Here is a 22,333-nt window from a genome sequence, read left to right on the forward strand (position 1 = left end):
GCGCCGGTCAGGCGTGGGGGACCGGCTCGGGTTCCGTCATCGCGTCGATCCGGAGACCGCGGGCGGTGGTGGCCTCCCGCTCGATCATCACCTCCACCAGCACCGGGCGGCGGGTGGCGGCCGCCTCGCGGCGGGCCCACCCGATGGTGCCTGCGAGGTCGCCGGGCTCGTGGACGCGGCGGCCGCGGCAGCCGTACGCCTCCATGATCCGCACGTTGTCCGTGCCGTACTCGTCGTAGTGGATGTCGACCTCGGTCTCCATGCCGAACGCGTCGGCCTCGGCCTGCCGGATCAGGCCCAGGTACTCGTTGTTCAGCATGATGATCACGAACGGGACGTCGTACTGGGCGGCCACCGCCAACTCCTCGACCAGGAACTGGAACGAGTAGTCGCCGACCACCGCCACCACCTCGGCGTCGGGCACGGCGGACTTCACGCCGATCGCCGCCGGTATCTCCCAGCCGAGCGGCCCCGCCTGGCCGCACACCTGGTAGTGCCTGGGCAGATGGGCGCGCTGGAACTGGCCGCCCCAGATCTGGTAGAGGCCGATCGCCGTGACGAAGTAGGCCTCGGGCGGGAAGATCGCGTTGATCTCCCGGTACACCCGGGGCGCCTTGATCGGCACGGTGTCGTAGTCGTCCGGCCTGGTCAGGGTCTCCCTGAGCTCGCCGACCCTGGCGACCCAGGCGGCGAGGTCCCCGCGCGCGCCGCGCTCGCGGGCGGCGTCGAGCAGCGCGTCGAGGAAGAGCCGGGTGTCCGAGACGATGCCCAGGTCGGGGCCGAACACCCGGCCGATCTGGGTGGGTTCGATGTCGACGTGGATGAACCTGCGCTCGCCCCGGTAGACGTCGAGCGCGCCGGTGTGCCGGTCGCCGAACCTGGCGCCGAGGGCCAGCACCAGATCGGACTCCAGGAACGACTGGTTGCCGTAGCGCTGGCTGGTCTGGATGCCGGTCATGCCGGCGAACAGCGCGTGGTCCTCGGGGAAGGAGCCCTTGCCCATCAGGGTGGTCTGCACCGGGACGCCGAGCAGTTCGGCCAGCTCGCGCAGCGGCTCGTGGGCCTCGCCGAGGATCACGCCGCCGCCGGCCAGGATCAGTGGGCGTTCGGCCGCGAGCAGCATGTCGAGCGCCCGCTCCACCCGCGGCGGGTGCGGCTCGACGCGCGGCACCGGCAGCGGGGCGTCGAGCTCCGGGTCCCACTCGATCTCCTGCCGCTGCACGTCGAGCGGCAGGTCGATCAGCACCGGGCCAGGACGGCCCGAGCGGGCGATCCGGAACGCCTCGCGGAAGATCCACGGGGCCTGCGCGGCCTCCTTGACCTGGACCGCCCACTTGGTGACGGGCCCCGCGATCGCCACGATGTCGACCGCCTGGAACGCCTCCTGGTGCAACTTGCCCGAGACCGCCTGGCCGGTGACGCAGAGGATCGGGATGGAGTCGGCCTGGGCCGTGTAGAGGCCGGTGATCATGTTGGTGCCGGCCGGGCCCGAGGTGCCGATGGCCACCCCGACCCGGCCGTTGGTGCGGGCCCACCCGTCGGCCATGTGGGTGGCGCCCTCCTCGTGGCGGACGATCAGATGCCTGATGTCGCTCTTCTCCAGCTCCGCGTAGAGCGGCAGGATCGCCGCTCCCGGGCAGCCGAAGGCCACGTCGACGCCTTCGGAGGCGAGCACGTCGACGACGGCCCGCATGACGGGAACTCTGGCCATGGTGTGACTTCCTCTCGGGCGCGGATCGGGCACTGGTCGGGCACGGGGTGGGCCGGGGGCGGGCGCTGGCCGGCGGGTCAGTCGCGGCCGTTGAGCCGGGTGATCTGCCGCAGCAGCGCGGAGTGGTCGAGCGCGCCGTCGCCCTGCGCGACGGCCGCGGCGACCAGCTGGGCGACCAGCCCGCCGAGCGGGATCGACAGGCCGGCCTCGCGGGCCGCGCCCTGCACGATCCCCAGGTCCTTGTGGTGCAGTTCGAGCCGGAAGCCGGGGGCGAACTCGCGCTCCCGCATCTTGTGGCCCTTGGCGTCGAGCACGGTGCTCCCGGCCAGCCCGCCGCCGAGCACGGTGAGGCCGGCCTCGGTGTCCACCCCGTGCGCCTCCAGGAACACCAGCGCCTCGGCGACCAGGCCGATGGTGCCGGCGACGACGAGCTGGTTGGCCGCCTTGACGGTCTGTCCCGCGCCGGAGGCGCCGACGTGCACGACGGTGGTGCCGACCGCGCCGAGCACCTCGCGGGCCGCGGCGAACGCCTCGGCCTCGCCGCCGACCATGATGGACAGGGTGCCGTCGACGGCCTTGGGCTCGCCGCCGCTGACCGGCGCGTCGAGCGCGCGCACGCCCCGCTCCGCCGCGGCCTCGGCGACCCGGCGCGCGACGTCGGGCCTGATGGTGCTGCAGTCGACGAGCAGCGTGCCGGGCGCGGCGTGGGCCAGCACGCCGTCCTCGCCGAGCACCACGGCCTCGACGTCGGGGGAGTCGGGCAGCATGGTGAAGACGATCTCGGCGCCGCGGACGGCCTCCGCGACGCTCGACGCCCCGACGCCCCCGTTGGCCACCAGCCGGTCGATCCTGGCCTGGCTTCGGTTGTAACCGGTGACCTGGTGACCGGACTTGACCAGGTTGGCCGCCATCGGGCCGCCCATGATGCCCAGCCCGACGAATCCGATCCTGCTCATGGTGTGCGGTACCTCCGTGCTCACGCGCGCTCAGCGCCCGATCCGGCTGACATCCAGCCGAAACTGTCGGCGCTGGCTCCGCTCGGTTTGTACTCGAGGCCGATGTGGCCGGTGTAGCCGACCGCGTCGAGCCTGGCGAAGTAGTGGGTGAAGTCGAGGTCGCCGGTACCCGGTTCGTTGCGGCCCGGCGCGTCGGCGATCTGCACGTGGCCGATGGCGGCCGCGTGCCGGTCGAGCACGGCGTCGAGGTCGTCGCCGTTGACCGTCAGGTGGTACAGGTCGAACAGCAGCCGCAGGTTGTCCACGCCGCCCGCCGCGCGCGCCCGGTCGATCACGGCGAGGGCGTCGGCCGCGGTCTTCAGGGGATAGGCGGGCACGCCGCTGACCGGCTCGACCAGCACCGTGCCGCCGATCCGCGCGGCCGCCCTCGCCGCGTGGACCAGGCTCTCCGTGGCGGCCTCGTCCTGCCTGTCCTGCGCGACGCCGTCGATCCGGTTGCCGTGGAGGGCGTTGAAGGCGCGGCAGCCGAGCCGCTCGCCGATGCCGACGACCACGTCGACGTTGTCGGCGAACTCGCCGGCACGGCCCGGGTCGGACAGCACGCCGCGCTCGCCGGCCGGCATGTCACCGGCGAAGAAGTTCAGGCCGACCAGGGAGACTCCGGCATCGGAGACGGCCCGGGTGAACCGGTCCACGTCGCGGTCGGCGGGCACCGCCTCGGGGAACGGCCACCAGAACTCCACGGCGTCGAACCCGGCGGCCCTGGCCGCCGCGGGGCGGTCGAGCAGGGGCAGTTCGGTGAACAGGATCGAGAGGTTGACCTCAAACCGGGCGGGATCCACCACGACACCTCGAACATTTCGCTATGTGGAAAACGGATTTCGCGAAATCGGAACGCCTCGAAGGCTATCGACACCTCCGACCATCGGTCAACGCCCCGCCACCGCGAGATGGCGGGCCGTCAGCCGGCGTCCGGCGACGCCGCTCCGTAGCCGAGCCGGGCGCCGATCTCCCTGGCCGCCCGGCTCACCGCGGCGCCGTAGACCGGCTCGTTCTCCCTCGTCAGACGGCTCATCGGAATGTTCACGCTGAGGCTGGCGATCGGCCGCCCGGGCGCCTCGAGGACGGCGGCGGCGACCGAGCCGACGTCGGTCCGCCACTCCCCGTGGTTGAGGGCGTAGCCCCGCTCCCTGACCAGCGCCAACTCGGCGCGCAGCCGGTCGGGATCGACGATCGTGTGCTCCGTGTAGCGCGGCAACTCGTCGGCCAGCAGCCGGTCCAGGAGCTCGGGGCCGCCGTTGGCGAGGACCGCCTTGCCGTTGGCGGAGGCGTGCAGTGGCAGCGCGTGCCCGAGCGCCATGCTGATGCGCAGCGGGTTGGACGTCTCCAGGCGCTCGATCAGGACGACCCGGTCCTGCTCGGGGACGACCAGGTGGATCGTCTCCTCGGTGCGCCGGCGCAGGCCCTCCATCACCGGCACCGCCGCGTCGCGCAGGCCGAGTTCCCCGCTGGCGCGCCCGCCGACCGAGAGGGCCTTGGTGGTCACCACCCACCGCCGCTGCTCCCCGGCCGCGGGGCGGATCCAGCCGGCCTCGTTCAGGGTGACCAGCGCCCGCTGCACCGAGCTCTTGGGCATGTCGAGCGCGCGGGCCAACTCGCCGACGCCGATCGGCTGTCGCGCGGCGACCTCCTCGAGTACCCGCAGTGTGTTCAGGACGTTGCGCATTCCCTTGACTCCCCCCTGACGGGCCCCTAGCCTCCCCGTGCTTCGTGGCGGCACAGCGTACCACCTCACGGCACAGCCCTGGTGGCGCGGCCCTCTGGCACAGGAGAGAGGTTGGGTGAATGACCGCGCACAGCGGACGTCACTTCCTACAGATCCCCGGACCGACCAACGTCCCGGACCGCGTGTTGCGGGCCATCGCACAACCCACGATCGACCACCGCGGACCCGGGTTCGCCGCGTTCACGCTCGATCTGCTGCCCCGCCTCCGGGCGGTGTTCGGCACCACGGGGCCGGTCGTCGTCTACCCGTCGTCGGGCACCGGGGCCTGGGAGGCGGCCCTGGTCAACACGCTCTCACCCGGTGACCGGGTGCTGGCCTTCGAGACCGGCCACTTCGCCACCCTCTGGCGGGAGATGGCCGAGGACCTCGGCCTGGTCGTCGACTTCGTCCCCGGCGACTGGCGGCGCGGCGTCGACCCGGCCGCCGTCGCCGAACGTCTCGCCGCCGACCGGGAGCACGGCATCGCCGCGGTCATGGTCGTGCACAACGAGACCTCGACCGGGGCCACCAGCCGGGTGCCCGAGATCAGGGCCGCCATCGACGCGGCCGACCACCCCGCGCTCCTGCTGGTGGACACGATCTCCTCGCTGGCCTCCCTCGACTACCGGCACGACGAGTGGGGCGTCGACGTCACCGTCAGCTGCTCGCAGAAGGGGCTGATGCTCCCGCCCGGCCTCGGCTTCAACGCGATCAGCGCCAAGGCGCTCGCCGCCGCCCGCACGGCGCGGCTGCCCAGGTCGTACTGGGACTGGGCCCCCGTCGTCGAGGCCAACGAACGCGGCTTCTACCCCTACACCCCGCCCACCAACCTGCTCTACGGCCTGCGGGAGGCGCTGACCCTGCTCGAAGCGGAGGGCCTGCCCCGGGTGTTCGCGCGCCACGCCCGCCACGCCACGGCCACCAGGGCCGCCGTCCGCGGCTGGGGCCTCGAGGTGCTGTGCGCCGACCCGCGCGAGTACTCGGGCTCCCTCACCGCCGTGCTGCTGCCCGCGGAACACGACGCCGACCTGGTCCGCCGCATCGTCCTCGACCGCTTCGACATGTCGCTCGGCACCGGCCTCGGCAGGCTCGCCGGCCGGGTGTTCCGGATCGGACACCTCGGCGACCTCAACGACCTGACGCTCGCCGGCACCCTCGCCGGCGTCCAGCTCGGGCTCGAACTGGCCGGCGTCGCCGTCGAACCCACCGGCCTCCAGGCCGCCCTCGACGTCCTGCGCACCGCGTGAGAAGGGAGCAAGGACCGCCATGACCATCCCCACCACCGACGCCTCCGCCACCCGCCCCGATGCCGGCGCCCGCCTCGAACGGGCGCTGCGCGCCACGCTCGAAGGCGAGGTCGCCTTCGACGACTACAGCCGCCACCTCTTCTCCCGCGACGCCAGCATGTACGCGATCACCCCGCTCGGGGTGGCGTTCCCCCGCCACGCCGACGACGTCGCCGCCGCGGTGCGGGCCGCCGCCGAACTCGGCGTGCCGATCGTGCCCAGGGGCGCCGGCACCAGCCTGGCGGGACAGACCGTCGGCCCAGGGCTGGTGCTCGACCTGTCCCGGCACCTGAACCGGATCCTGGAGATCGACCCGGTGGCCCGCACCGCCCTGGTCGAGGTCGGCGTCGTGCAGGACCAGCTCAACCGGGCCGCGGCCGCGCACGGGCTGATGTTCGGCCCCGACACCTCCACCAGCAACCGGGCCACCATCGGCGGGATGATCGGCAACAACTCGGCGGGCAGCGGCTCCCTCACGTACGGCATGACGATCGACCACGTGCGCGCCCTCGACGTCGTGCTCTCCGACGGCTCACGCGCCAGGTTCGAACCCGTCGACGAGGCCGAGCGGGCCCGCCGGGCGGCGGCGCCGACGCTGGAGGGCCGGATCCACCGGGAGCTCGCCGAACTCGTCCGCGCCAACGAGGAGACGATCAGGTCCCGCATGCCGCCGTTCTGGCGGCGTGCCTGCGGCTACCGGCTCGACCGGCTGCTGGACTTCGGCCCGGAGAACCCGTTCGACCCGGCCAGGTTCGTGGTCGGCTCCGAGGGCACGCTGGTGATCGCCACCCACGCCCTGGTCGACCTGGTGCCCAGACCCGCCCGCACCGTCTACGCCGTCGGCCACTTCGCCGACGCCCCCGCCGCCGTCTCCGCCACCACCGACGCGTTGGGCCAGCGGCCGCACCAGGTCGAGCTGATGGACCGCACGATCCTCGAACTGTCCCGGAAGAAACGCGAGTTCGCCGGGCTCTCCGACATCCTCGTCGGCGACCCGGGAGCCCTGCTCTTCGTCTCCTTCACCGGCGACGACGAGGCCCAACTGACCGAGCGGCTCGATGCTCTCGACGCGCTGTGGCGGCGGAACGGACACGGCTACCACACGCTGCGCGCGGTGACCCCGGCCGAGCAGGAGGCGCTGCTGAAGGTCCGCAAGTCCAGCCTCGGCCTGCTGATGGCCGCAGGCGAGGGCACCCGCCGCCCGCTGGCCTTCGTGGAGGACACCGCCGTCGCCCCGGCCCGACTCGCCGAGTACACCACGCGGTTCAAGCGGATCCTGGACGACCACGGGCTGACGGCCGGCTTCTACGGCCACTGCTCGGTCGGCTGCCTGCACATCCGCCCCTTCGTCGACCTCACCAGGCCGGAGGAGGTCGCGACGATGCGCGCCGTCGCCGAGGCCGTCAGGGACCTGGTCACCGAGTACGGCGGCGTCAACTCCAGCGAACACGGCGACGGTCTGGCCCGCAGCGAGTTCAACCGGGAGATCTTCGGCGAGGAACTGTACGAGGCCATGCGCCGGGTCAAGCGACTCTTCGACCCGCACGGCGTCATGAACCCGGGCAAGATCGTCGACGCGCCCGCCATGACCGAGAACCTGCGCGACCGCGACGCGCTGCCCCCCGCCCCGCCGCTCCGCACCACACTCGACTTCGAGGTGGTCGGCGGCATGCGCGGGGCCGCCGACCGCTGCATGAACATCGGCGCCTGCCGGAAGGCGACGGGCGGCGTGATGTGCCCGTCCTACATCGCCACCAGGAACGAGGAGGACGCCACCAGGGGCCGCGCCAACGCCCTGGTCAAGGCGCTCTCGGAACCCGACCCGCACGCGGCGCTCGGCGACGAGCGGCTGCACGGGATCCTCGACCTCTGCCTGATGTGCAAGGCGTGCAAGAGCGAGTGCCCCATGAGCGTTGACATGGCCTCGCTAAAGGCCGAGGCGCTGGCGCACCACCACGAGATCCACGGCACCCCGCTCCGCTCGCGGGTGTTCGCCGCGATCCGCACCCTCAACCGGCTCGGCTCCGCCACCGCCCCGCTCTCCAACCTGCCAGGACGCCTCCCCCTCCTGCGACGCCTCCTCGACCGCCGCCTCGGCATCACCGCCGCCCGACCGCTGCCCACCTTCCAACGCGTCAGCCTCCTGAGGTGGTTCCGCCGCCACCGACCGGCCGCCCCCGAGACGGCCGCCCCGCTCGGCACGGTCACCTGGCTCGCCGACTCCTTCACCACCTACACCGAACCCGGCATCGGCCGGGCGGCCGTCGAACTCCTCGAACGCGCCGGCTGGGCAGTCCAACTCGCCGGCGGCGGCTGCTGCGGCCGCTCCAGCATGTCCAAGGGGATGCTCGCCGACGCGAAGAAGAAGGCCACCGCGCTCGTCACCTCCCTCGACCGGGACACCGCGCCCGACTCACCCATCGTCGGCTGCGAGCCCTCCTGCCTCTTCATGCTGCGCGACGAACACGCCGCGCTGCTCCCCGACTCCACCGCCACCCGCGCCGTCGCCGAGCGGGTCAGGCAGGTCGAGGACCTCCTCGTCGAGGCCATCGACGCCGGACGCCTCACCCTGCGCGACGACTCCTGGCTCGCCGGGCGACGGATCCTCTTCCACGGCCACTGCCACCAGAAGGCCGAGGTCGGCACCGCCGCCACCATGGCCCTGCTGCGCCGGATCCCCGGCGCCCGGGTCGCCGAGACCGACGCCGGCTGCTGCGGGATGGCCGGCTCCTTCGGCTTCGAGTCCGAGCACTACCGGACATCCCTGACCATCGGCGGGGACCGGCTGTTCCCGGCGCTCGCCGCCGAACCCGAGGACACCGTGGTGGCCGCGACCGGCGTCTCGTGCCGCCAACAGATCTTCCACGGCGCCGGCCGCACCGCCTGGCACCCGGTCGAGTTGGTGCGCGAGGCGCTGGCCGGCCTCGACGCGTAGCGGAACGCGGACCGCGAGAGCTCTCGTCAAGGAGCGTTGATGTCCATCGAACTCACGTCCATCGTCGGCCTCGTCCTCATCTTCCTCCTCGCGACCCTGCGCTCCGTGAACATGGGAGCGGTCGCCTTCCTCGGCGCCTTCCTCCTCGGCAGGTTCGCCCTCGACCGGTCGGAGGAGGACGTCTTCGCCGCCTTCCCCGGCGACCTCTTCGTCGTCCTCGTCGGCGTGACCCTGCTCTTCGCCATCGCCAGGTCCAACGGCACGGTCGACTGGCTGATCCGCGCCGGCGTGCGCGCCGTGCACGGCCGGATCGCCCTGATCCCCTGGGTGATGTTCGTCGTCACGGCCCTGCTCACCATGGTGGGCGCCGTGGTGCCGGGCGCGGTGGCGATGATGGCCCCGGTCGGCCTCAACTTCGCCACCCGCTACCGGATCAACCCGATGCTCATGGGCCTGCTCATCATCAACGGCGCGAGCGCGGGCGGCTTCTCGCCGATCAGCATCTACGGCAGCGTCACCAACGGCGTCGTCGACCGCAGCGACCTGGCCGGCAGCCCCGTGCTGCTCTGGGTCAGCTCCCTGCTCTTCAACACGGCGCTCAGTGTCGTGGCCTTCTTCCTCTTCGGCGGCCGGCAACTGCTGCGCCGGCGCGTCGCGACCGAACCCGAGCCGCCGCGCGACGAACCGGCGACCGACTCCGACGACGCGCCGGCCGAGCCGGGCGGCACGGCCACCGCCACCGCCACCCGCACCGGCACCGCGTCCGCCGTCGAGGTCACCACCCTCGACGCGCAGCGGATCGCCACGCTCGCCGGCATCGCCCTGCTCGCCGTCGGCGCGCTGGCGTTGGAGTTCAACGTGGGCCTGCTGGCCCTCAGCATCGCCACGGTGCTGATCCTGGCCTGGCCCGACACCACCACGCGCTGCGTCGCCGACGTCGCCTGGCCCACCGTGCTGCTCGTCTGCGGCGTGGTGACCTACGTGGGCCTGATGGAGAGCGTCGGCACCATCGCGTACCTCGGCGACGGCGTCGCCGGCATCGGGGTCCCGCTGCTGGCCGCCTTCGTCATCTGCCTCATCGGCGGCGGCGTCTCCGCCTTCGCCTCGACCACCGGCATCCTCGGCGCGCTGATCCCGCTCGCGGTGCCGTTCCTCCAGACCGGGCAGGTCGGCGCGGTCGGCCTGATCATCGCGCTCGCCATCTCCTCGTCCGTGGTCGACTCCTCGCCGTTCTCGACCAGCGGCGCGCTCGTCGTCGCCAGCTCCCCGCAGGAGGCCAGGGACCAGACCTTCAGAGGGCTGATGACCTGGGGAATGAGCATGATCGTGGTCGCGCCCGTGCTCGCGGTCGGGATCTTCGTGCTGCCCGGCTGGCTCTGACCCGCGCGGACCGCACCCGCCCCCGCGGGCCGCGCCGGCCCCGGATACGCTGACGCATCGCCGAGCGGGAGGAGCCGGGTATGTGGCGGGAGGCGGCGCGTGAGTTCGTCGCGGCGGCGGAGGCGCGCAAGGCCGCCGGGCACCGGGTGTTCTCGACGGTCGTCACGCTGGCCACATCGGGGCCCGGGCCCGACGACGGGCTGTCCGACGTGATCGAGGGCGTGGAGCTGGCCGGCTGGCAACTGGACCGGATGGAGTCGGTGCCGTCCGACCCGCACGACGCCCGGCCCGCGCTGCTCCTGGTCTTCAGGCAGCGCTGACCGACCCCACCCGCGGCCGGACGGACCGGGGTCACATGTGGATCACCGGCGCGGCGTCCGGGTCCTCCTCGACCCGGCCGCGGCGGTAGAGCAGCAGGCTTACCAGGAGCCCGGCGGCGAAGAACGCGGCTGACCACCAGTACGAGGTGGCGTAGCTCTCCAGTTGGGCCTGGGCCATGACGGCCGGGTCGCGCGGGTCCCTGCCGGCCAGGTAGTCGGTGGCGGCGCCGGCGGCCAGGGTGTTGAGCAGGGCGGTGCCGATGGAACCGCCGATCTGCTGCATGGTGTTGACGGTGGCGGAGGCGACGCCGGCGTCCTCGGCGGCCACCCCGGCGGTGGCCAGGCTCATCGCCGGGGCCATGACCAGGCCGATGCCGAGCCCGGTGACGATCAGCGGCGGCATGACGTGGGCGGCGTAGGTGCTGGCGAGGTCGAGGCCGGTCAGCCACACCAGGCCCGCGGCGGCGACGCCCATGCCCAGGGGGACGATCGGCCTGGGGCCGAAGCGGGGGACCAGCACGCCGGTGGAGAGCGTGGCGGTGATCATCAGCCCCGCGACCATGGGCAGGAAGGCCAGGCCCGTCTCGATGGGCGTGTAGAAGAGACTCGCCTGCAGGTAGTAGGTGAGGAAGAGGAAGACGCCGAACATGCCGGCGCCGCTGATCAGCACGGCGAGGAAGGACGCGCCGCGGTTCCGGTCGAGCAGTACGCGCAGCGGCAGCAGGGGGTGGGCGGTCCTGGTCTGCCACCAGGTGAAGACGGCGAGCAGCACGGTGCCGGCGAGCAGGCAGCCCCAGGTCGCGACGTGGCCCCAGTCGTGGGACTCGGCGTTGGAGAAGCCGTAGACGACGGCGAACAGGCCGGTGGAGACCAGCAGGGTGCCCGGCACGTCCAGGGTGGCGGCGCGGTCCCGGGCGGCCCGCTGGAGCAGGATCGCCCCGCCGACGAAGGCGGCGACGGCGAAGACCAGGTTGACGTACAGCGTCCAGCGCCAGTCCAGGGTCTCGGTCAGCACGCCGCCGAGCAGCAGCCCGATGGCGCCGCCGGCGCCGGCGATGGCGCCGTAGACGCCGAACGCCCTGGCGCGCTCCCTGGCGTCGGTGAACGTCGTGGTCAGCAGCGAGAGCGCGGCGGGCGCGAGGAGCGCGCCGAAGACGCCCTGCAGGGCGCGGGCGGCGATCAGCACCTCGAAGCTGCCGGCCGCCCCGCCGAGGGCGGAGGCGCCGGCGAAGCCGACGAGGCCGGTCAGGAAGGTGATCTTGCGGCCGAAGAGGTCGGCGACGCGGCCGCCGAGGAGCAGCAGGCTGCCGAAGGCCAGGGCGTAGGCGGTGACCACCCACTGGCGGTCGCCGTCGGTGAACCCGAGCTCCCGCTGGGCCGAGGGCAGCGCGATGTTCACGATGGTGGCGTCGAGGACGACCATGAGCTGGGCGAGGCCGATCACGACCAGGATCCACCAGCGGTGCCGTGACGCCGCCGAGGCGTCGGCTGCGGGGGCGGCCTTGACGGTGCCGACGGGGGCGTCGGCGGTGGTGCGAGGCATGACGGAGGGCTCCAGTAGTGGGTGGGTCAGCTGTTCCGCAGGGCGGGCAGCAGGGCGTCGTCGATGAAACGGGCGAGATAGTCGGTGTCGGCGTAGCGGCCCTCCAGCAGGGGGCGGGAGAGCACCGCCGCGAAGAGCAGCTGGGGCATGAACGCGGCCGCCGCCGGCCTGGCCGGCAGTTCGCCGCGCTCGACGGCGCGGTCGAAGAAGGCCCACACGTGGATCTGCTCGGGGTCGAACAGCGTCTCCCTGAGGGTCCGGCCGAGGGTGGGGTCGGTGAGCGCGATGTGGGCGAGACCGGCGATGAGCGCGGTGTCCTCCTCGGCCCGCGTGGCGAACATGTCGACGAAGGCCAGCAGGTCGCCGCGGAGGGTGCCGGTGTCGACCACGCTCGCGTCGATGGGGCGGGTGGCGTAGAGCGCGGCGGCCACCAGCTGCGGCTTGCCAGGCCACTGGCGGTACAGCGTCGCCTTGCTGCACCGCGCCCGCACCGCGACGGCGTCCATCGTCAGGGCCTCGTAGCCGACCTCCCGAAGCACCTCGACGGTGGTGGTGAGGAGCTCGAGCTCCCGCTCGGGAGTCATCCGCGGGCGGCGGATCGGGGACGACGACGGTTCGGCGGACATCACTCCTCCTCTTGTAGTACGGAACGGTTCCGTACCAAAGGTAGTCGGCCGGGCGGGAGAAACGCAAGCGTTCTATATCTTGGGTGGGCCCGCCATCGAGTTCCCCCGTCGGACGCCGTGCCGGGCTCGTGGGAGGGTGTTCACCCATGCGCACGATCCACGTCGTCACCCACCCCGAGGCGACACACCACGTCGAGAAGGTCGTCGGCGGCTGGCACGACTCGCGGCTCACGCCCCGGGGCCGCCGGGCCGCCGGTGCCATCGCCCGGGAGCTGCGGGCGCGGATCCCCGAGGGCGCCGAGGTCGAGGTCTTCACCTCCGACCTGCGCCGCACCCGCGAGACGGCCGACGCCATCGCCGAGGCGCTCGGCCGGAAACCCGTCCCGCACCCGGGACTTCGGGAGAAGTCCTTCGGCGAGGCGGAGGGCAGGCCACAGGCTTGGCTCGACCGGCGGTTCGTCCCGCCGCCCGCCGTCGGCGACCGGATGACGTACGACGAGGGCGTGCCGGGCGCCGAGCCCAACGCGGCGGTCGCCCGCCGCGTCTACGCGGCCATGGACGACATCCTGCGCGACCCCGGCGAACACCGGATCGTCGTCACCCACGGCTTCGCCCTGACCTTCGTCGTCGCGTCCTGGATCCGGATGCCGCTCGACGCCCTCGACCACGTCATCTTCCAGGTGCGCTCCGGCAGCATCACCACCCTGCACGAGGACGACCTCTACCGCAGCCGCCGGCTCACCTCCCTCGGCGACACCCGCCATCTCGACGCCGGAGCCGACTGAACCCCGGCGCACCGGGGTAGACGCGCCCCAGGAACCGATACGCTGCGGGGTGAGCAGCACGAGGGAGGCCCAGATGAGTTCGAGCCCCGCCACGGAGACGCCGTCCACCGAGATGCCGTCCGCCGAGGAGATCGTCGCCATGCAGGACCTCGGCGACCGCGACCGCGCCCGGGACGAGATCGACCGGGCACCGGACACCGAGGCCCGCCGCCGCGTGCTGCGCCGCTGGTGGTCCTGCGGGCGGCTCTCCCAACGCGCCGACCGCGCCGAGCAGTACGCCCAGGCGGCGTTCGGCGAAGGCCCCTGGCGCCGCGTCGGAGACGCTGCGTGACCCGCTGGGACGTCTACGGCGACCCCGACCTCGAAGAACAGCTCGCCAAGCACCAGGGCGCCCCCTGGGACGCGCTCCGCACCCTGATCCGCACCCTGGAGTGGCAGGCCGACCAGGCCGGTTGGCCCCTCGCCTACCCGTGGGCCGACACGCTGCGCCGGGCCACCATCGAGGACGCCGACGAGGTCTACGGCGTCCTCGAGTACATGATCGAGTCGAGACGCGACCAGATCGCCCGCATCCTGACGGTCGACTGGCTGCCCGACGTCGCGATCTGACCGCACCAGGCGCGCCCCACCGCGCCGCGGCTCACGCGCCCCCGCCCGGAACCACGAACCCGCGCTCGTACGCCGCGATCACCGCCTGCGTGCGGTCCCGCGCCCCGAGCTTGGCCAGCACCGCCGCCACATGGGTCTTGACCGTCTGCCCGCCCACCGCGAGCCGGGCCGCGATCTCCGCGTTCGTCAGCCCCTCCGCCAGCAGCCGCAGCACCTGCTCCTCACGCTCCGTCAGCCGCCCGTGCGGCGCGTCGGCCCGACGCGCCGGGGCGTGGCGCCTGGCCAACTCCCGCACCGCGGCCGGGAAGAGCAGCGACTCGCCGCCCGCCACCAGCCGCACCGCCCCGACCAGGTCCTCGGCCGCGGCCCGCTTCAACAGAAACCCGCTCGCCCCCACCCGCAGCGCCTCGTAGACGTACGCGTCGTTCTCGAACGTCGTCACCACCACGATCCGGGGCGGCGCCGCCATGGTGCGCAGCAGCTGCTCGGTGGCGCGGATGCCGTCCACCTCCGGCATCCGCACGTCCATCAGCACCACGTCGGGGCGCAGCCGCCTGACCACCGAGACGGCCTCCGCCCCGCTCGCCGCCTCGCCCACCACCGTCAGATCCGCCTCCGCCGACAGGATCACCCGGAGCGCCGTGCGCACCAGCGACTCGTCGTCGGCCAGGACGATCCGCAACCGACCGCCGCCGGTCACCGCGGACCCGCCAGCGGCAGCGTGGCCACCAGCCGCCACGTCCCGTCCGCCGGCCCCCACGCCGCCGCGCCGCCCGGCAGCGCCGCCAGCTCGGCGATCCCCGGCAGGCCGCGCCCGCCGCCCGCCCGACCCGGTTCCGCGGCGGGGGCCGGTGCCGGCCGCTCCACGGTGACGGTCAACTCCCTCGCGTCGCCCGCCAGCCGCAGCAGGACCGGCACCCGGCCGGCGTGCCGGGCCGCGTTGGAAAGCCCCTCCTGGACGATCCGGTACGCCTCGCGCGAGACGACCACCGGCAGCGCCCCGCCCCGCCGGCCGGCGGCGACCTGCCCGTGGCCCGGGGGGCCGGCTGGCCGCTCGCCCGTGCCCGGGCGCCGTGCTCAGCACGGCTCCGGCCGTGGGGCGTTGCCTGGCACCGGCCCGGCGAAACGATCGCGGCCTCGCGCCCGCGCCTGCCCGTCGGCCGGCTGACCGGCGCCGACGCTCCGGCGCCGTCGGCGGAGCCGCACCGGCCGCCGGCCGGTTGACCTCCTGGCCGGCGGGGACACCCCCGGCCTGGGACCACGGAGGCGTCGGGCCGGCCGGCTTTGCCGCGTCCGCGCGCCCGGGGCGGCCCGGACCAGCCGCCGCGCGGCTGAAGTCGGGGCGGCCGTGGGGCGAAGAGGTCGGCCTGGCCGACCGTGCCGTGCACGGCCGGGACCGGGTGCACCCGCCCGTGGGCCGAGGGGGCGGGCCAGGCTTGGCCCGGTGGCCGCCGCCGCGTGGCCCGGGGGGCCGGGCACATGCCCGGCCCCCCGGGCCACGGGGTCGTCGGTCGGGCCGGCCCGGTCAGGGCCTAGTGTCCGGGGACGACGCCGGAGAGTTCGTTCGGTGGCGCGTCCAGCGTCACCGAGGCGGTGGTCTCGCCCGATGCCAGGTCCACGGCGTGGAGTTGGCGGGTCGCCGGGTCCGTCACGTAGGCGGTGCCGTCGCGGGTGAAGAGTGCCGGGCGCGGCTCCTGCCACTCCAGTGGTTCGGTCCACTCCTCGTCCAGCACCTGGATGGTCCGCGTCACCTCGGCCGACTCGGGGTCGATCACCTGGATCGCGCCGTCGGTGCCGAGCACCAGCGCCTCGCCCTCCGGGCCGCGGGCCAGCGAGCGGAAGGTGTAGCTGGTGCCGAGGTCGACCCGCTCCAGGGTGCCGTTCTCGGTGTCGATCAGCGCGATCTCCTCGGGCCGCTCCAACTCGGCCCGCGGGTCCTGCTTGTAGTCGGCCAGCACGATCGGGGACGCGTCCGAGCCCGCCTGGTTGCCCATCCGGCCGTACTCGGTCGGGCTGTCCACCTTGGTGAACTCGCCGTCCCGGTAGACCACCGCGCCGTCCTCGCAGCCGATCACCACCGCCTCGCCGAGCGCCGTGGACTCGCCGTGCACCCCGGGGCACTCCTCGGTGCGCGCGATCTCCTCCCGGTTCTCGTCGAGCGCCAGCACGCCGGTGCGCTCCTCCTCGGTGCCGAGCGTCACCACCAACTCGCCCGTGGACAACTCGATCGCCACCCCGTGGTGCGCGTCGGCCGCCTGGTAGGTCTCGGCCGCCGGCAGCTCTTCGGCGGTCAGCTCGGCCGGGTCGAAGCCGGTCACCTCGCCGGTGCCGTCCGCGAACAGCACGGTCCGGCCGGCGTGCCGCACCACGTGGCCCGGCTCGGGGGCCGCGAACTCCAGGTCGGTCAGCTGGCCGCCGACCGCGTCGAGCACCCGGAAGCCGGTCGAGGTGGACACCAGCACGTGCCGGTCGTCGCCCGCCGGGTTGACCCGGTTGAAGCCCTCCAGCGGGATGTCGGCCGCGACCTCGAACGTCTCGCCGTCGACGACGTAGATCCCGCCGTCGTAGGTGAGCACCAGCGGGTCGGTGACGTTCAGCGCCGTCTCCTCCGCCGCGGCCGCGTCGTCCGGCGCGTCGTCGGACGAGTCGCCGCCGCAGGCGCTCAGCGACGCCACCGCCGCCACGGCGGCGGTGACCGCCACTCCGGCTCTCCGCAGTCGGTGCCAGGCATGCTTGGCCATGGTTCGAACTCCTTCTCTGTCAAAGGGGGGGTTGGGGGGTGTCAGGCCGGGCCGGCCGCGAGGCCGTCGGCGATGGCGTCCGCGTTGGCGCGCATCAGCGCGAGATAGCTGCCGGCGGGTCCTTCCGGCTCGGTCAGCGACTCCGAGAACAGCGGGATCACCTCGACCCGCAGGCCGGCCTCCTCGGCCAGCACCCTGGCCAGCCGGTCCGGCTGCGAGGAGTCCGCGAAGATCGCCGGCACGCCGGCCGCCTCGACCGCCGTCGCCAGTGACTCCAGGTCCGAGGCGCTGGGCGAGGCCAGCGTCGTGCCGCTGGGGATCACGGCGCCGACGACGTCGAAGTCGTAGCGGTCCGCGAGGTAGCCGAAGACGTGGTGGTTGGTGACCAACGCCCGCCGGTCGTCGGGGACGGCCGCGAACCGCTCCGTCATCCAGTCGTCGAGCTCGGCCAACTCGGCGTCGTACGCCTCCGCGTTGGCCCGCACCGCCGCCTCGTCCACGCCGTCGACCTCGGCGATCACCAGCTCCGCGATCGCCTCGACCGCCGTCCGCATCCGGGTCGGGTCGGTCCAGAAGTGCGGGTCGGGTTCGCCCGCCTCGCCGTCGACGTCGGCGCCGAACGGCAGCGGGTCGACCTCCTCGGCCACCGCCAGGGTGGTCACGCCCGCTTCCCCGGCGGCCGTCACATGGCGGGCCACGCCCTCCTCCAGGCCGAGACCGTTGTGCACCAGCAGCTCGGCGTCGGCCAGTTCGGCGGCCTGCCGGGCCGAGACACCGAACGAGTGCGGGTCGGCGCCCGGCGCCATCAGCACCGTCACCTCGGCCTCGTCCCCGACGATCCGCCGGGTGACGTCGCCCAGGATGTTGGTGGTCACCACCACGCCGGACCCGCCACCGCCGTCGCCGCCCGGCGCGCAGCCGGCCAGCGGCGCCAGGACCAGCGCCACGGCCGGGGCGATGCGGGCCCTCATCGGCCGGTCTCCACCAGCAGGTCCGGGGTCACGCCCGGATCGAGGGTGCGGGCGAGCCGCAGGCCGTCCGCGTAGTCGTACTCGTGGACCACGCCGGCCGACGGGTCGTTGAGGTAGGCGCGGCTGGTGTCGATCTCCAGCGCCGAGCCCGTGACCGGGGCGGCCGCCGCCGTCTCCGCGCCGCCCAGGGCGTATGCGCGGAGCGCCCCGTCCCGGGGCAGCGCGAGCACGGTCGCCCCGTCGCCCGGCGCGGCCGCCGCCAGGACCGGCCCGGTCCCGGTCCTGGTCCAGGCCCGCTCGGCGAGGTCGAGCGTCCACACGCCGTCCTCGCCGGCCGGCGCGACCACGGTGCCGCTGCCCGGCCGCAGCCCGAACTCGCCGGCCCGGTCCGCCGGTTGGGTGCCCTCCGGGTAGCGGACCGGCTCGCCGACCAACGCGCCGCCGGCGTCGTCGGCGTCGGCCGCGTCGTCCACGGTCACCAGCAGCGCGCCGTCCGCGCAGCTCAGGACCACGCCGTAGCGGGTGCTCGCCGCGCCGGCCGGCTCGGGGCACGGCTCGTCGAGCGCGCCCACCCTGGTGCCCTCCCGGTCGTACACGGCGACCGATTCCGCGCCGGGCACCAGCACCCGGCCCTCGAACGGGACGGCGGCGGCCCTGGCGTCGGTGTCGAACCGCGCCGCCTCGGTGATCTCGCCCGCGCCGAGCGCCTCCTGGTCGAGCAGCACCACCGAGCCGTCGTCGTAGGTGAGCGCCGTGACGACGACGTCCGCGTGCGCGCCGAGCAGCGCGCCGCCGCCCGGGACTTCGCCGACCGTGCGCGGCTCGGCCCGGTAGTAGTGGGCGTGGTCGCCGTGGTCGACGGTCCAGGCGCCGCCGTCGACCACCGTCACCGCACCGTCGCCGGTGGCCAGGTAGCCGTAACGCCCGTCGCCCGTCAGCCGGTTGACGCCCGCCACCGCTTCCACCTCGGTGACCTCCTCGGTCGTCAGGTCGAGGACCCGCACCGCGCCGGTGTCGGCCTCCGCCACCACCAGCCGCGGCTGCGGCTCGGCCGCCTCCTCGGCACCCGCCACATAGCCGTGCGGTACCTCAGTCGCTTCCGGCTCGCCGCCGTTCGCGTCGTCGCCGCCCCCGCAGCCCGCCAGCAGCAACGGCAGCGCGGCCGCCAGCGCCAGCCTCCGTTTCCGCCCACGTATCCAGAGGTGTCCGAGGTCGCCGAGGTTCACGAGGTCCGTCCCGTCTGTTCCGTCTGTTCCGTGTCCGTGGTGCGTGCGGTGCGTGCGATGCGTGCGGCGACGGCCGAGCCGAGCGCCGAGAGGAAGAAGCAGCCGACGGCGACCGCGGCGATGGTGGCGCCGGCCGCCGTGCCGGCGTGCCAGGAGATCAGCAGCCCGGCGACCGTGGCGGCGCTGCCGAGCAGCGCGGCGACCAGCATGATCAGCGGGATCCGCCGAACCCACAGCGCGGCGGCGGCCGGCGGCGCGATCAGCAGCCCGAACACCAGCAGCGTGCCGACGACGTGGAAGGAGGCAGTGATCGCCACCGTCACCAGGCCGAGCAGCGCGGCCTGGGCGAGGCCGGGCCGCAGCCCGAGCGTCCGCGCCTTGCGCTCGTCGAAGGCGAGCGCCGTGAACGACCGGTGGCCCGCCGCCGCGATCACCGCCGCGATCGCCAACGCCACGGCCAGGTAGCCGAGTTCGCGCTCCCGGACCGCCAGCACGTCGCCGAAGAGCAGCCCGGTCAGGTCGACCGCGAACGACTGGGAGTGGGAGACGATGATCACGCCCGCCGCCAGCATCCCGGCGAAGAGCAGCCCGATCGCCGTGTCGGCCGAGAGCCGGCGCGAGCGGCCCAGCGCGGTGACGCCAGCCGCCATCGCGCCGGCGCTGAGCGCGGCGCCCACCAGCGGGCTGCCGCCCAGCAGCGACGCCAGCGCCACGCCGGGCAGCATCCCGTGCGACATCGCGTCGCCGAGGAACGCCATCCCGCGCAGCACCACCCAGGTGCCGGCGAGGGCGCAGACCATCGAGACCAGTACCCCGCCCCAGAGCGCCCGTTGAACGAAGGCCACCTGGAACGGATCGAACAACCACTCCATGGTCAGTGACCCTACAATGAAAATGAAAACGATTGTCAACTAATCGGAAAGTCCGAGAAGTGAGGTACGTCATGTCGACCGACCACGACGCGGTGCTGCTCACCGGCGTCGCCGCCGGCTACCCCCGCCGCCCGCCCGCGCTGCGCGACCTCACCGCCCGCCTCCCGCGCGGCCGCCGCACCGCCGTCGTCGGCCCCAACGGCGCCGGCAAGTCCACGCTGCTCGGCGTCGTCGCCGGCGTGCTGCGCCCCGCCGCCGGCACGGTCACCCGCCGCTACGCGGGACGTCCCGCCCTGGTGGCCCAACGCAGCGCCGCCGCCGACGCGTTGCCGCTCACCGTCCGGGACGCCGTCGCCATGGGCCGCTGGGCCCACCGCGGCCCCTGGCGTCCGCTCACCCGCCACGACCGGGCCGTCGTCCACGACTGCCTCGACCGGCTCGGGCTCCTCGACCTCGCCGCGCGGCAGTTGGGCGAGCTCTCCGGCGGTCAACGCCAACGGGCCCTGGTCGCCCAGGGCTTGGCCCAGGAGTCCGAGGTGCTGCTGCTCGACGAGCCGGCCGCCGGCGTCGATCTCGCCGCCACCCGCCGGATATCGGCCGTTCTCGCGGCGGCGGCCGAACGCGGCGTCACCGTCGTCCAGGCCACCCACGACCTGGCCGAGGCGCTGCGCGCCGACCACTGCCTGCTGCTGGCCGACGGCCGTCCGCTGGCCGCCGGGCCGCCGGCCGACGTCCTCACCCCCGAGGCGCTGGCCGAGGCGTGGGGCCTGCCGCGACCCGAGTCGAAGCTGTCGAACGGGCTTGTCAGCGACCCGAGTTCCCCCTAGAGTCCCGCGACGGCGACACGCAATGGGAGCGCTCCTCGACCCGTACCCCCAGGCTCGATCGAGGGAGCAGCAAGATGAGAATCCGCCCGCGTCCGCGCTGGACGCTCGCCGTCCTCGGCACGCTCGGCGCCCTGCTGACCGCGGCGCCGGCCGCCCAGGCCGACGTCCAGATCTGCGACCAGTACGGCACCACCACCATCCAGGGCCGCTACACCGTGCAGAACAACCGCTGGGGCACCGGCGCCACCCAGTGCGTCAACGTCACCGGCAGCGGCTTCCAGCTCACCCAGGCCGACGGCAGCGTCCCCACCGACGGGCCGCCCAAGTCGTACCCGTCGATCTACGTCGGCTGCCACTACGCCAACTGCTCGCCGGGCACCAACCTGCCGCGCCAGCTCAGCTCCATCGGCAGCGCGCCGAGCAGCATCTCGTACACGTACGTCGGTGGCGCCACGTACAACGCGTCCTACGACATCTGGCTCGACCCGACGCCGCGCACCAACGGCGTCAACCAGACCGAGATCATGATCTGGTTCAACCGCGTCGGACCCATCCAGCCCATCGGCTCCCCGACCGGCACCACCACGGTGGCCGGCCGCAGTTGGGAGGTCTGGACGGGCAGCAACGGAGCCAACCGGGTGATCTCCTTCGTCGCGCCGTCCGCGATCGGCAGCTGGAGCTTCGACGTCATGGACTTCGTGGACGTCGCCGTCAGCCGCGGCATGGCCACCAACTCCTGGTACCTGACCAGCGTCCAGGCCGGCTTCGAGCCCTGGCAGGGCGGCACGGGCCTCGGCGTCACGTCGTTCTCGGCCTCCGTCAACTAGCCGGCCACCCGCGCCCGTCCCACGGGCGGCGGAATTCGGATGCCATGCCGCGTTCCGCCGCCCCACAATGCGGCGCATGCTGATCGACCACTGGCCGCTCGCCGGCCTGCGCCTGACCACGCCCCGGCTCGAACTGCGCCTCCCCGAGCCGGAGGAGCTGGCCGCCCTCGGCACGCTCGCCGCCGAGGGCGTCCACCCGCCGGAGGAGATGCCGTTCCTCGTCCCCTGGACCGACCTGCCCCCCGCCGAGCGGGCCCGCTCGGTGCTCCAACACCACTGGCGCACCCTCGGGGCGTGGACCCCGGCCGACTGGTCGCTGCCCCTCGTCGTCTTCCACGAGGTCCGGCCGGTCGGCCTCCAGGCCCTCAGCGGCAAGGAGTTCGCCACGCTCCGCGAGGTCGGCAGCGGCTCCTGGCTCGGCCGGGCCCACCAGGGCAGGGGCATCGGCACCGAGATGCGGCACGCCGTCCTGCACCTCGCCTTCGCCGGCCTCGGCGCGGACGACGCGATCTCCGGCGCGTTCAGCCACAACGTCGCCTCGGGGACCGTCTCCCGCAGGGTCGGCTACCGACCCGACGGCCTCGCCAGGATCGTGGTGCGGGACCGGCCGGTGACCGAGCACCGCTTCCGCCTCACCCGCGCCGGCTGGGAGGCCACCGCCGACACCCGCCCGCCGGTCGCCGTCGCCGGCCTCGCACCGTGCCTGCCGCTCTTCGGCCTGTAGCCAGGTCCTGTCCGGTCGGTCTTTTCGGATCAGGCCGCGACTCCCCCAGGCCTGGCGGCCTGGGAGGTACCCCCAAATGCGGTCAATCGCAAGGCGCCGGATCGCAGCTCATACTTGGCCGTATTCGCGCGATTCGGTAACGCAGCGAGTGGCCGTAGCTGGCGTCGCGGCCCCGGAAAGACCGGCCGGACAGGACCTAGGGTGGGTGTGCCGCACCCGATCCGGGAGG

The 22,333-nt window shown here is 73.8% G+C and carries 21 protein-coding genes and 1 pseudogene; 10 read left to right on the forward strand and 12 right to left on the reverse strand.

From position 1 onward, the window contains the following. Positions 1 to 7 precede the first annotated feature (7 nt). The 4 genes from gcl to ACYVPE_RS03290 all read right to left on the reverse strand — a co-directional run bounded on the left by gcl (position 8) and on the right by ACYVPE_RS03290 (position 4,393). Positions 8 to 1,711 carry a glyoxylate carboligase gene (gcl, locus tag ACYVPE_RS03275; RefSeq protein WP_461031824.1) on the reverse strand — a complete coding sequence of 568 codons (1,704 nt, stop codon included), beginning with the start codon at positions 1,709 to 1,711 and terminating at the stop codon, positions 8 to 10. A gap of 77 nt (positions 1,712 to 1,788) precedes the next feature. Beyond that, a complete protein-coding gene (locus ACYVPE_RS03280; protein ID WP_461031825.1) occupies positions 1,789 to 2,667 on the reverse strand; it encodes a 2-hydroxy-3-oxopropionate reductase in 879 nt (292 codons plus the stop codon). Positions 2,668 to 2,687: 20 nt separating this feature from the next. Further along, the gene (locus ACYVPE_RS03285; RefSeq protein WP_461031826.1) at positions 2,688 to 3,512 is read right to left on the reverse strand and encodes a hydroxypyruvate isomerase family protein; all 825 of its coding nucleotides are present in this window, start codon (positions 3,510 to 3,512) and stop codon (positions 2,688 to 2,690) included. Positions 3,513 to 3,628: 116 nt separating this feature from the next. Further along, positions 3,629 to 4,393, reverse strand: a complete 765-nt coding sequence (locus tag ACYVPE_RS03290) for an IclR family transcriptional regulator (protein WP_461031827.1) — start codon at positions 4,391 to 4,393, stop codon at positions 3,629 to 3,631. Positions 4,394 to 4,512: 119 nt separating this feature from the next. Between ACYVPE_RS03290 and ACYVPE_RS03295 the strand changes: the two genes are divergently transcribed. The 4 genes from ACYVPE_RS03295 to ACYVPE_RS03310 all read left to right on the forward strand — a co-directional run bounded on the left by ACYVPE_RS03295 (position 4,513) and on the right by ACYVPE_RS03310 (position 10,353). Beyond that, positions 4,513 to 5,679 carry a pyridoxal-phosphate-dependent aminotransferase family protein gene (locus ACYVPE_RS03295; RefSeq protein ID WP_461031828.1) on the forward strand — a complete coding sequence of 389 codons (1,167 nt, stop codon included), beginning with the start codon at positions 4,513 to 4,515 and terminating at the stop codon, positions 5,677 to 5,679. Positions 5,680 to 5,698: 19 nt separating this feature from the next. Continuing rightward, on the forward strand, positions 5,699 to 8,653 hold the full coding sequence (locus ACYVPE_RS03300) for an FAD-binding and (Fe-S)-binding domain-containing protein (protein ID WP_461031829.1): 2,955 nt from the start codon (positions 5,699 to 5,701) through the stop codon (positions 8,651 to 8,653). A 39-nt stretch (positions 8,654 to 8,692) separates the two neighbouring features. Next, the gene (locus ACYVPE_RS03305) at positions 8,693 to 10,033 is read left to right on the forward strand and encodes an SLC13 family permease (RefSeq protein WP_461031830.1); all 1,341 of its coding nucleotides are present in this window, start codon (positions 8,693 to 8,695) and stop codon (positions 10,031 to 10,033) included. Between the two features lie 80 nt (positions 10,034 to 10,113). Next, positions 10,114 to 10,353: a hypothetical protein gene (locus tag ACYVPE_RS03310; RefSeq protein WP_461031831.1), complete on the forward strand. Its 240-nt coding sequence runs from the start codon at positions 10,114 to 10,116 to the stop codon at positions 10,351 to 10,353. 31 nt (positions 10,354 to 10,384) lie between these two features. Here the strand turns inward: ACYVPE_RS03310 and ACYVPE_RS03315 are convergent, their stop codons facing one another. Together ACYVPE_RS03315 and ACYVPE_RS03320 are read right to left on the reverse strand one after the other, a co-directional pair. Continuing rightward, entirely contained in the window at positions 10,385 to 11,896 is a 1,512-nt protein-coding gene (locus ACYVPE_RS03315; RefSeq protein WP_461031832.1) for an MFS transporter, read from the reverse strand. A gap of 26 nt (positions 11,897 to 11,922) precedes the next feature. Further along, entirely contained in the window at positions 11,923 to 12,522 is a 600-nt protein-coding gene (locus ACYVPE_RS03320; RefSeq protein ID WP_461031833.1) for a TetR/AcrR family transcriptional regulator, read from the reverse strand. Between the two features lie 146 nt (positions 12,523 to 12,668). On the opposite strand from ACYVPE_RS03320, the gene ACYVPE_RS03325 reads away from it, so the two are divergent. From ACYVPE_RS03325 to ACYVPE_RS03335, 3 genes are all read left to right on the forward strand, one after another. Next, positions 12,669 to 13,307 (forward strand): histidine phosphatase family protein, encoded by a 639-nt coding sequence (locus ACYVPE_RS03325; protein ID WP_461031834.1) that lies wholly within the window; start codon positions 12,669 to 12,671, stop codon positions 13,305 to 13,307. 73 nt (positions 13,308 to 13,380) lie between these two features. Then, positions 13,381 to 13,638: a hypothetical protein gene (locus ACYVPE_RS03330; protein WP_461031835.1), complete on the forward strand. Its 258-nt coding sequence runs from the start codon at positions 13,381 to 13,383 to the stop codon at positions 13,636 to 13,638. After that, positions 13,635 to 13,916 carry a hypothetical protein gene (locus ACYVPE_RS03335; protein ID WP_461031836.1) on the forward strand — a complete coding sequence of 94 codons (282 nt, stop codon included), beginning with the start codon at positions 13,635 to 13,637 and terminating at the stop codon, positions 13,914 to 13,916. The genes ACYVPE_RS03330 and ACYVPE_RS03335 overlap by 4 nt, the downstream gene beginning before the upstream one ends. Positions 13,917 to 13,947: 31 nt before the next feature. Here ACYVPE_RS03335 and ACYVPE_RS03340 read toward each other — a convergent pair whose 3' ends face one another. The 6 genes from ACYVPE_RS03340 to aztB form a co-directional block, all read right to left on the reverse strand. Further along, entirely contained in the window at positions 13,948 to 14,598 is a 651-nt protein-coding gene (locus ACYVPE_RS03340; protein ID WP_461031887.1) for a response regulator transcription factor, read from the reverse strand. A 14-nt stretch (positions 14,599 to 14,612) separates the two neighbouring features. Then, positions 14,613 to 14,906 (reverse strand): ATP-binding protein, encoded by a 294-nt coding sequence (locus tag ACYVPE_RS03345; RefSeq protein ID WP_461031837.1) that lies wholly within the window; start codon positions 14,904 to 14,906, stop codon positions 14,613 to 14,615. Positions 14,907 to 15,448: 542 nt separating this feature from the next. Continuing rightward, positions 15,449 to 16,657: a zinc metallochaperone AztD gene (aztD, locus tag ACYVPE_RS03350; protein ID WP_461031838.1), complete on the reverse strand. Its 1,209-nt coding sequence runs from the start codon at positions 16,655 to 16,657 to the stop codon at positions 15,449 to 15,451. Between the two features lie 41 nt (positions 16,658 to 16,698). Then, positions 16,699 to 17,628 (reverse strand): zinc ABC transporter substrate-binding protein AztC, encoded by a 930-nt coding sequence (aztC, locus tag ACYVPE_RS03355; protein WP_461031839.1) that lies wholly within the window; start codon positions 17,626 to 17,628, stop codon positions 16,699 to 16,701. Continuing rightward, a complete protein-coding gene (locus tag ACYVPE_RS03360) occupies positions 17,625 to 18,854 on the reverse strand; it encodes a hypothetical protein (RefSeq protein ID WP_461031840.1) in 1,230 nt (409 codons plus the stop codon). Before ACYVPE_RS03360 ends, aztC begins: the two co-directional genes overlap by 4 nt. Then, positions 18,851 to 19,726, reverse strand: a complete 876-nt coding sequence (gene aztB, locus ACYVPE_RS03365; RefSeq protein WP_461031841.1) for a zinc ABC transporter permease AztB — start codon at positions 19,724 to 19,726, stop codon at positions 18,851 to 18,853. Before aztB ends, ACYVPE_RS03360 begins: the two co-directional genes overlap by 4 nt. 71 nt (positions 19,727 to 19,797) lie before the next feature. Between aztB and aztA the strand changes: the two genes are divergently transcribed. The 3 genes and pseudogenes from aztA (at position 19,798) to ACYVPE_RS03380 (ending at position 22,104) form a co-directional block, all read left to right on the forward strand. Then, positions 19,798 to 20,553, forward strand: coding sequence for a zinc ABC transporter ATP-binding protein AztA (gene aztA / locus ACYVPE_RS03370; protein WP_461031842.1), 756 nt, complete (start codon positions 19,798 to 19,800; stop codon positions 20,551 to 20,553). Between the two features lie 74 nt (positions 20,554 to 20,627). Then, a pseudogene (locus ACYVPE_RS03375) lies at positions 20,628 to 21,377 on the forward strand (GH12 family glycosyl hydrolase domain-containing protein); the annotation flags it as partial. A gap of 79 nt (positions 21,378 to 21,456) precedes the next feature. Further along, positions 21,457 to 22,104 carry a GNAT family N-acetyltransferase gene (locus ACYVPE_RS03380; protein WP_461031843.1) on the forward strand — a complete coding sequence of 216 codons (648 nt, stop codon included), beginning with the start codon at positions 21,457 to 21,459 and terminating at the stop codon, positions 22,102 to 22,104. Positions 22,105 to 22,333 lie beyond the last annotated feature (229 nt).

It is taken from the genome of Streptomyces mayteni (genome assembly GCF_054783955.1).

What these genes read in the sequence shown, in the direction of transcription:
- ACYVPE_RS03380 (WP_461031843.1), top strand. Translation starts at nt 21,457, where the DNA reads ATGCTGATCGACCACTGGCCGCTCGCCGGCCTGCGCCTGACCACGCCC.
- ACYVPE_RS03310 (WP_461031831.1), top strand. Translation starts at nt 10,114, where the DNA reads ATGTGGCGGGAGGCGGCGCGTGAGTTCGTCGCGGCGGCGGAGGCGCGC.
- aztB (WP_461031841.1), bottom strand. Translation starts at nt 19,726, where the DNA reads ATGGAGTGGTTGTTCGATCCGTTCCAGGTGGCCTTCGTTCAACGGGCG.
- aztA (WP_461031842.1), top strand. Translation starts at nt 19,798, where the DNA reads ATGTCGACCGACCACGACGCGGTGCTGCTCACCGGCGTCGCCGCCGGC.
- ACYVPE_RS03325 (WP_461031834.1), top strand. Translation starts at nt 12,669, where the DNA reads ATGCGCACGATCCACGTCGTCACCCACCCCGAGGCGACACACCACGTC.
- ACYVPE_RS03330 (WP_461031835.1), top strand. Translation starts at nt 13,381, where the DNA reads ATGAGTTCGAGCCCCGCCACGGAGACGCCGTCCACCGAGATGCCGTCC.
- ACYVPE_RS03320 (WP_461031833.1), bottom strand. Translation starts at nt 12,522, where the DNA reads ATGTCCGCCGAACCGTCGTCGTCCCCGATCCGCCGCCCGCGGATGACT.
- ACYVPE_RS03315 (WP_461031832.1), bottom strand. Translation starts at nt 11,896, where the DNA reads ATGCCTCGCACCACCGCCGACGCCCCCGTCGGCACCGTCAAGGCCGCC.
- ACYVPE_RS03280 (WP_461031825.1), bottom strand. Translation starts at nt 2,667, where the DNA reads ATGAGCAGGATCGGATTCGTCGGGCTGGGCATCATGGGCGGCCCGATG.
- ACYVPE_RS03305 (WP_461031830.1), top strand. Translation starts at nt 8,693, where the DNA reads ATGTCCATCGAACTCACGTCCATCGTCGGCCTCGTCCTCATCTTCCTC.
- ACYVPE_RS03290 (WP_461031827.1), bottom strand. Translation starts at nt 4,393, where the DNA reads ATGCGCAACGTCCTGAACACACTGCGGGTACTCGAGGAGGTCGCCGCG.
- ACYVPE_RS03300 (WP_461031829.1), top strand. Translation starts at nt 5,699, where the DNA reads ATGACCATCCCCACCACCGACGCCTCCGCCACCCGCCCCGATGCCGGC.
- aztD (WP_461031838.1), bottom strand. Translation starts at nt 16,657, where the DNA reads ATGGCCAAGCATGCCTGGCACCGACTGCGGAGAGCCGGAGTGGCGGTC.
- aztC (WP_461031839.1), bottom strand. Translation starts at nt 17,628, where the DNA reads ATGAGGGCCCGCATCGCCCCGGCCGTGGCGCTGGTCCTGGCGCCGCTG.
- gcl (WP_461031824.1), bottom strand. Translation starts at nt 1,711, where the DNA reads ATGGCCAGAGTTCCCGTCATGCGGGCCGTCGTCGACGTGCTCGCCTCC.
- ACYVPE_RS03295 (WP_461031828.1), top strand. Translation starts at nt 4,513, where the DNA reads ATGACCGCGCACAGCGGACGTCACTTCCTACAGATCCCCGGACCGACC.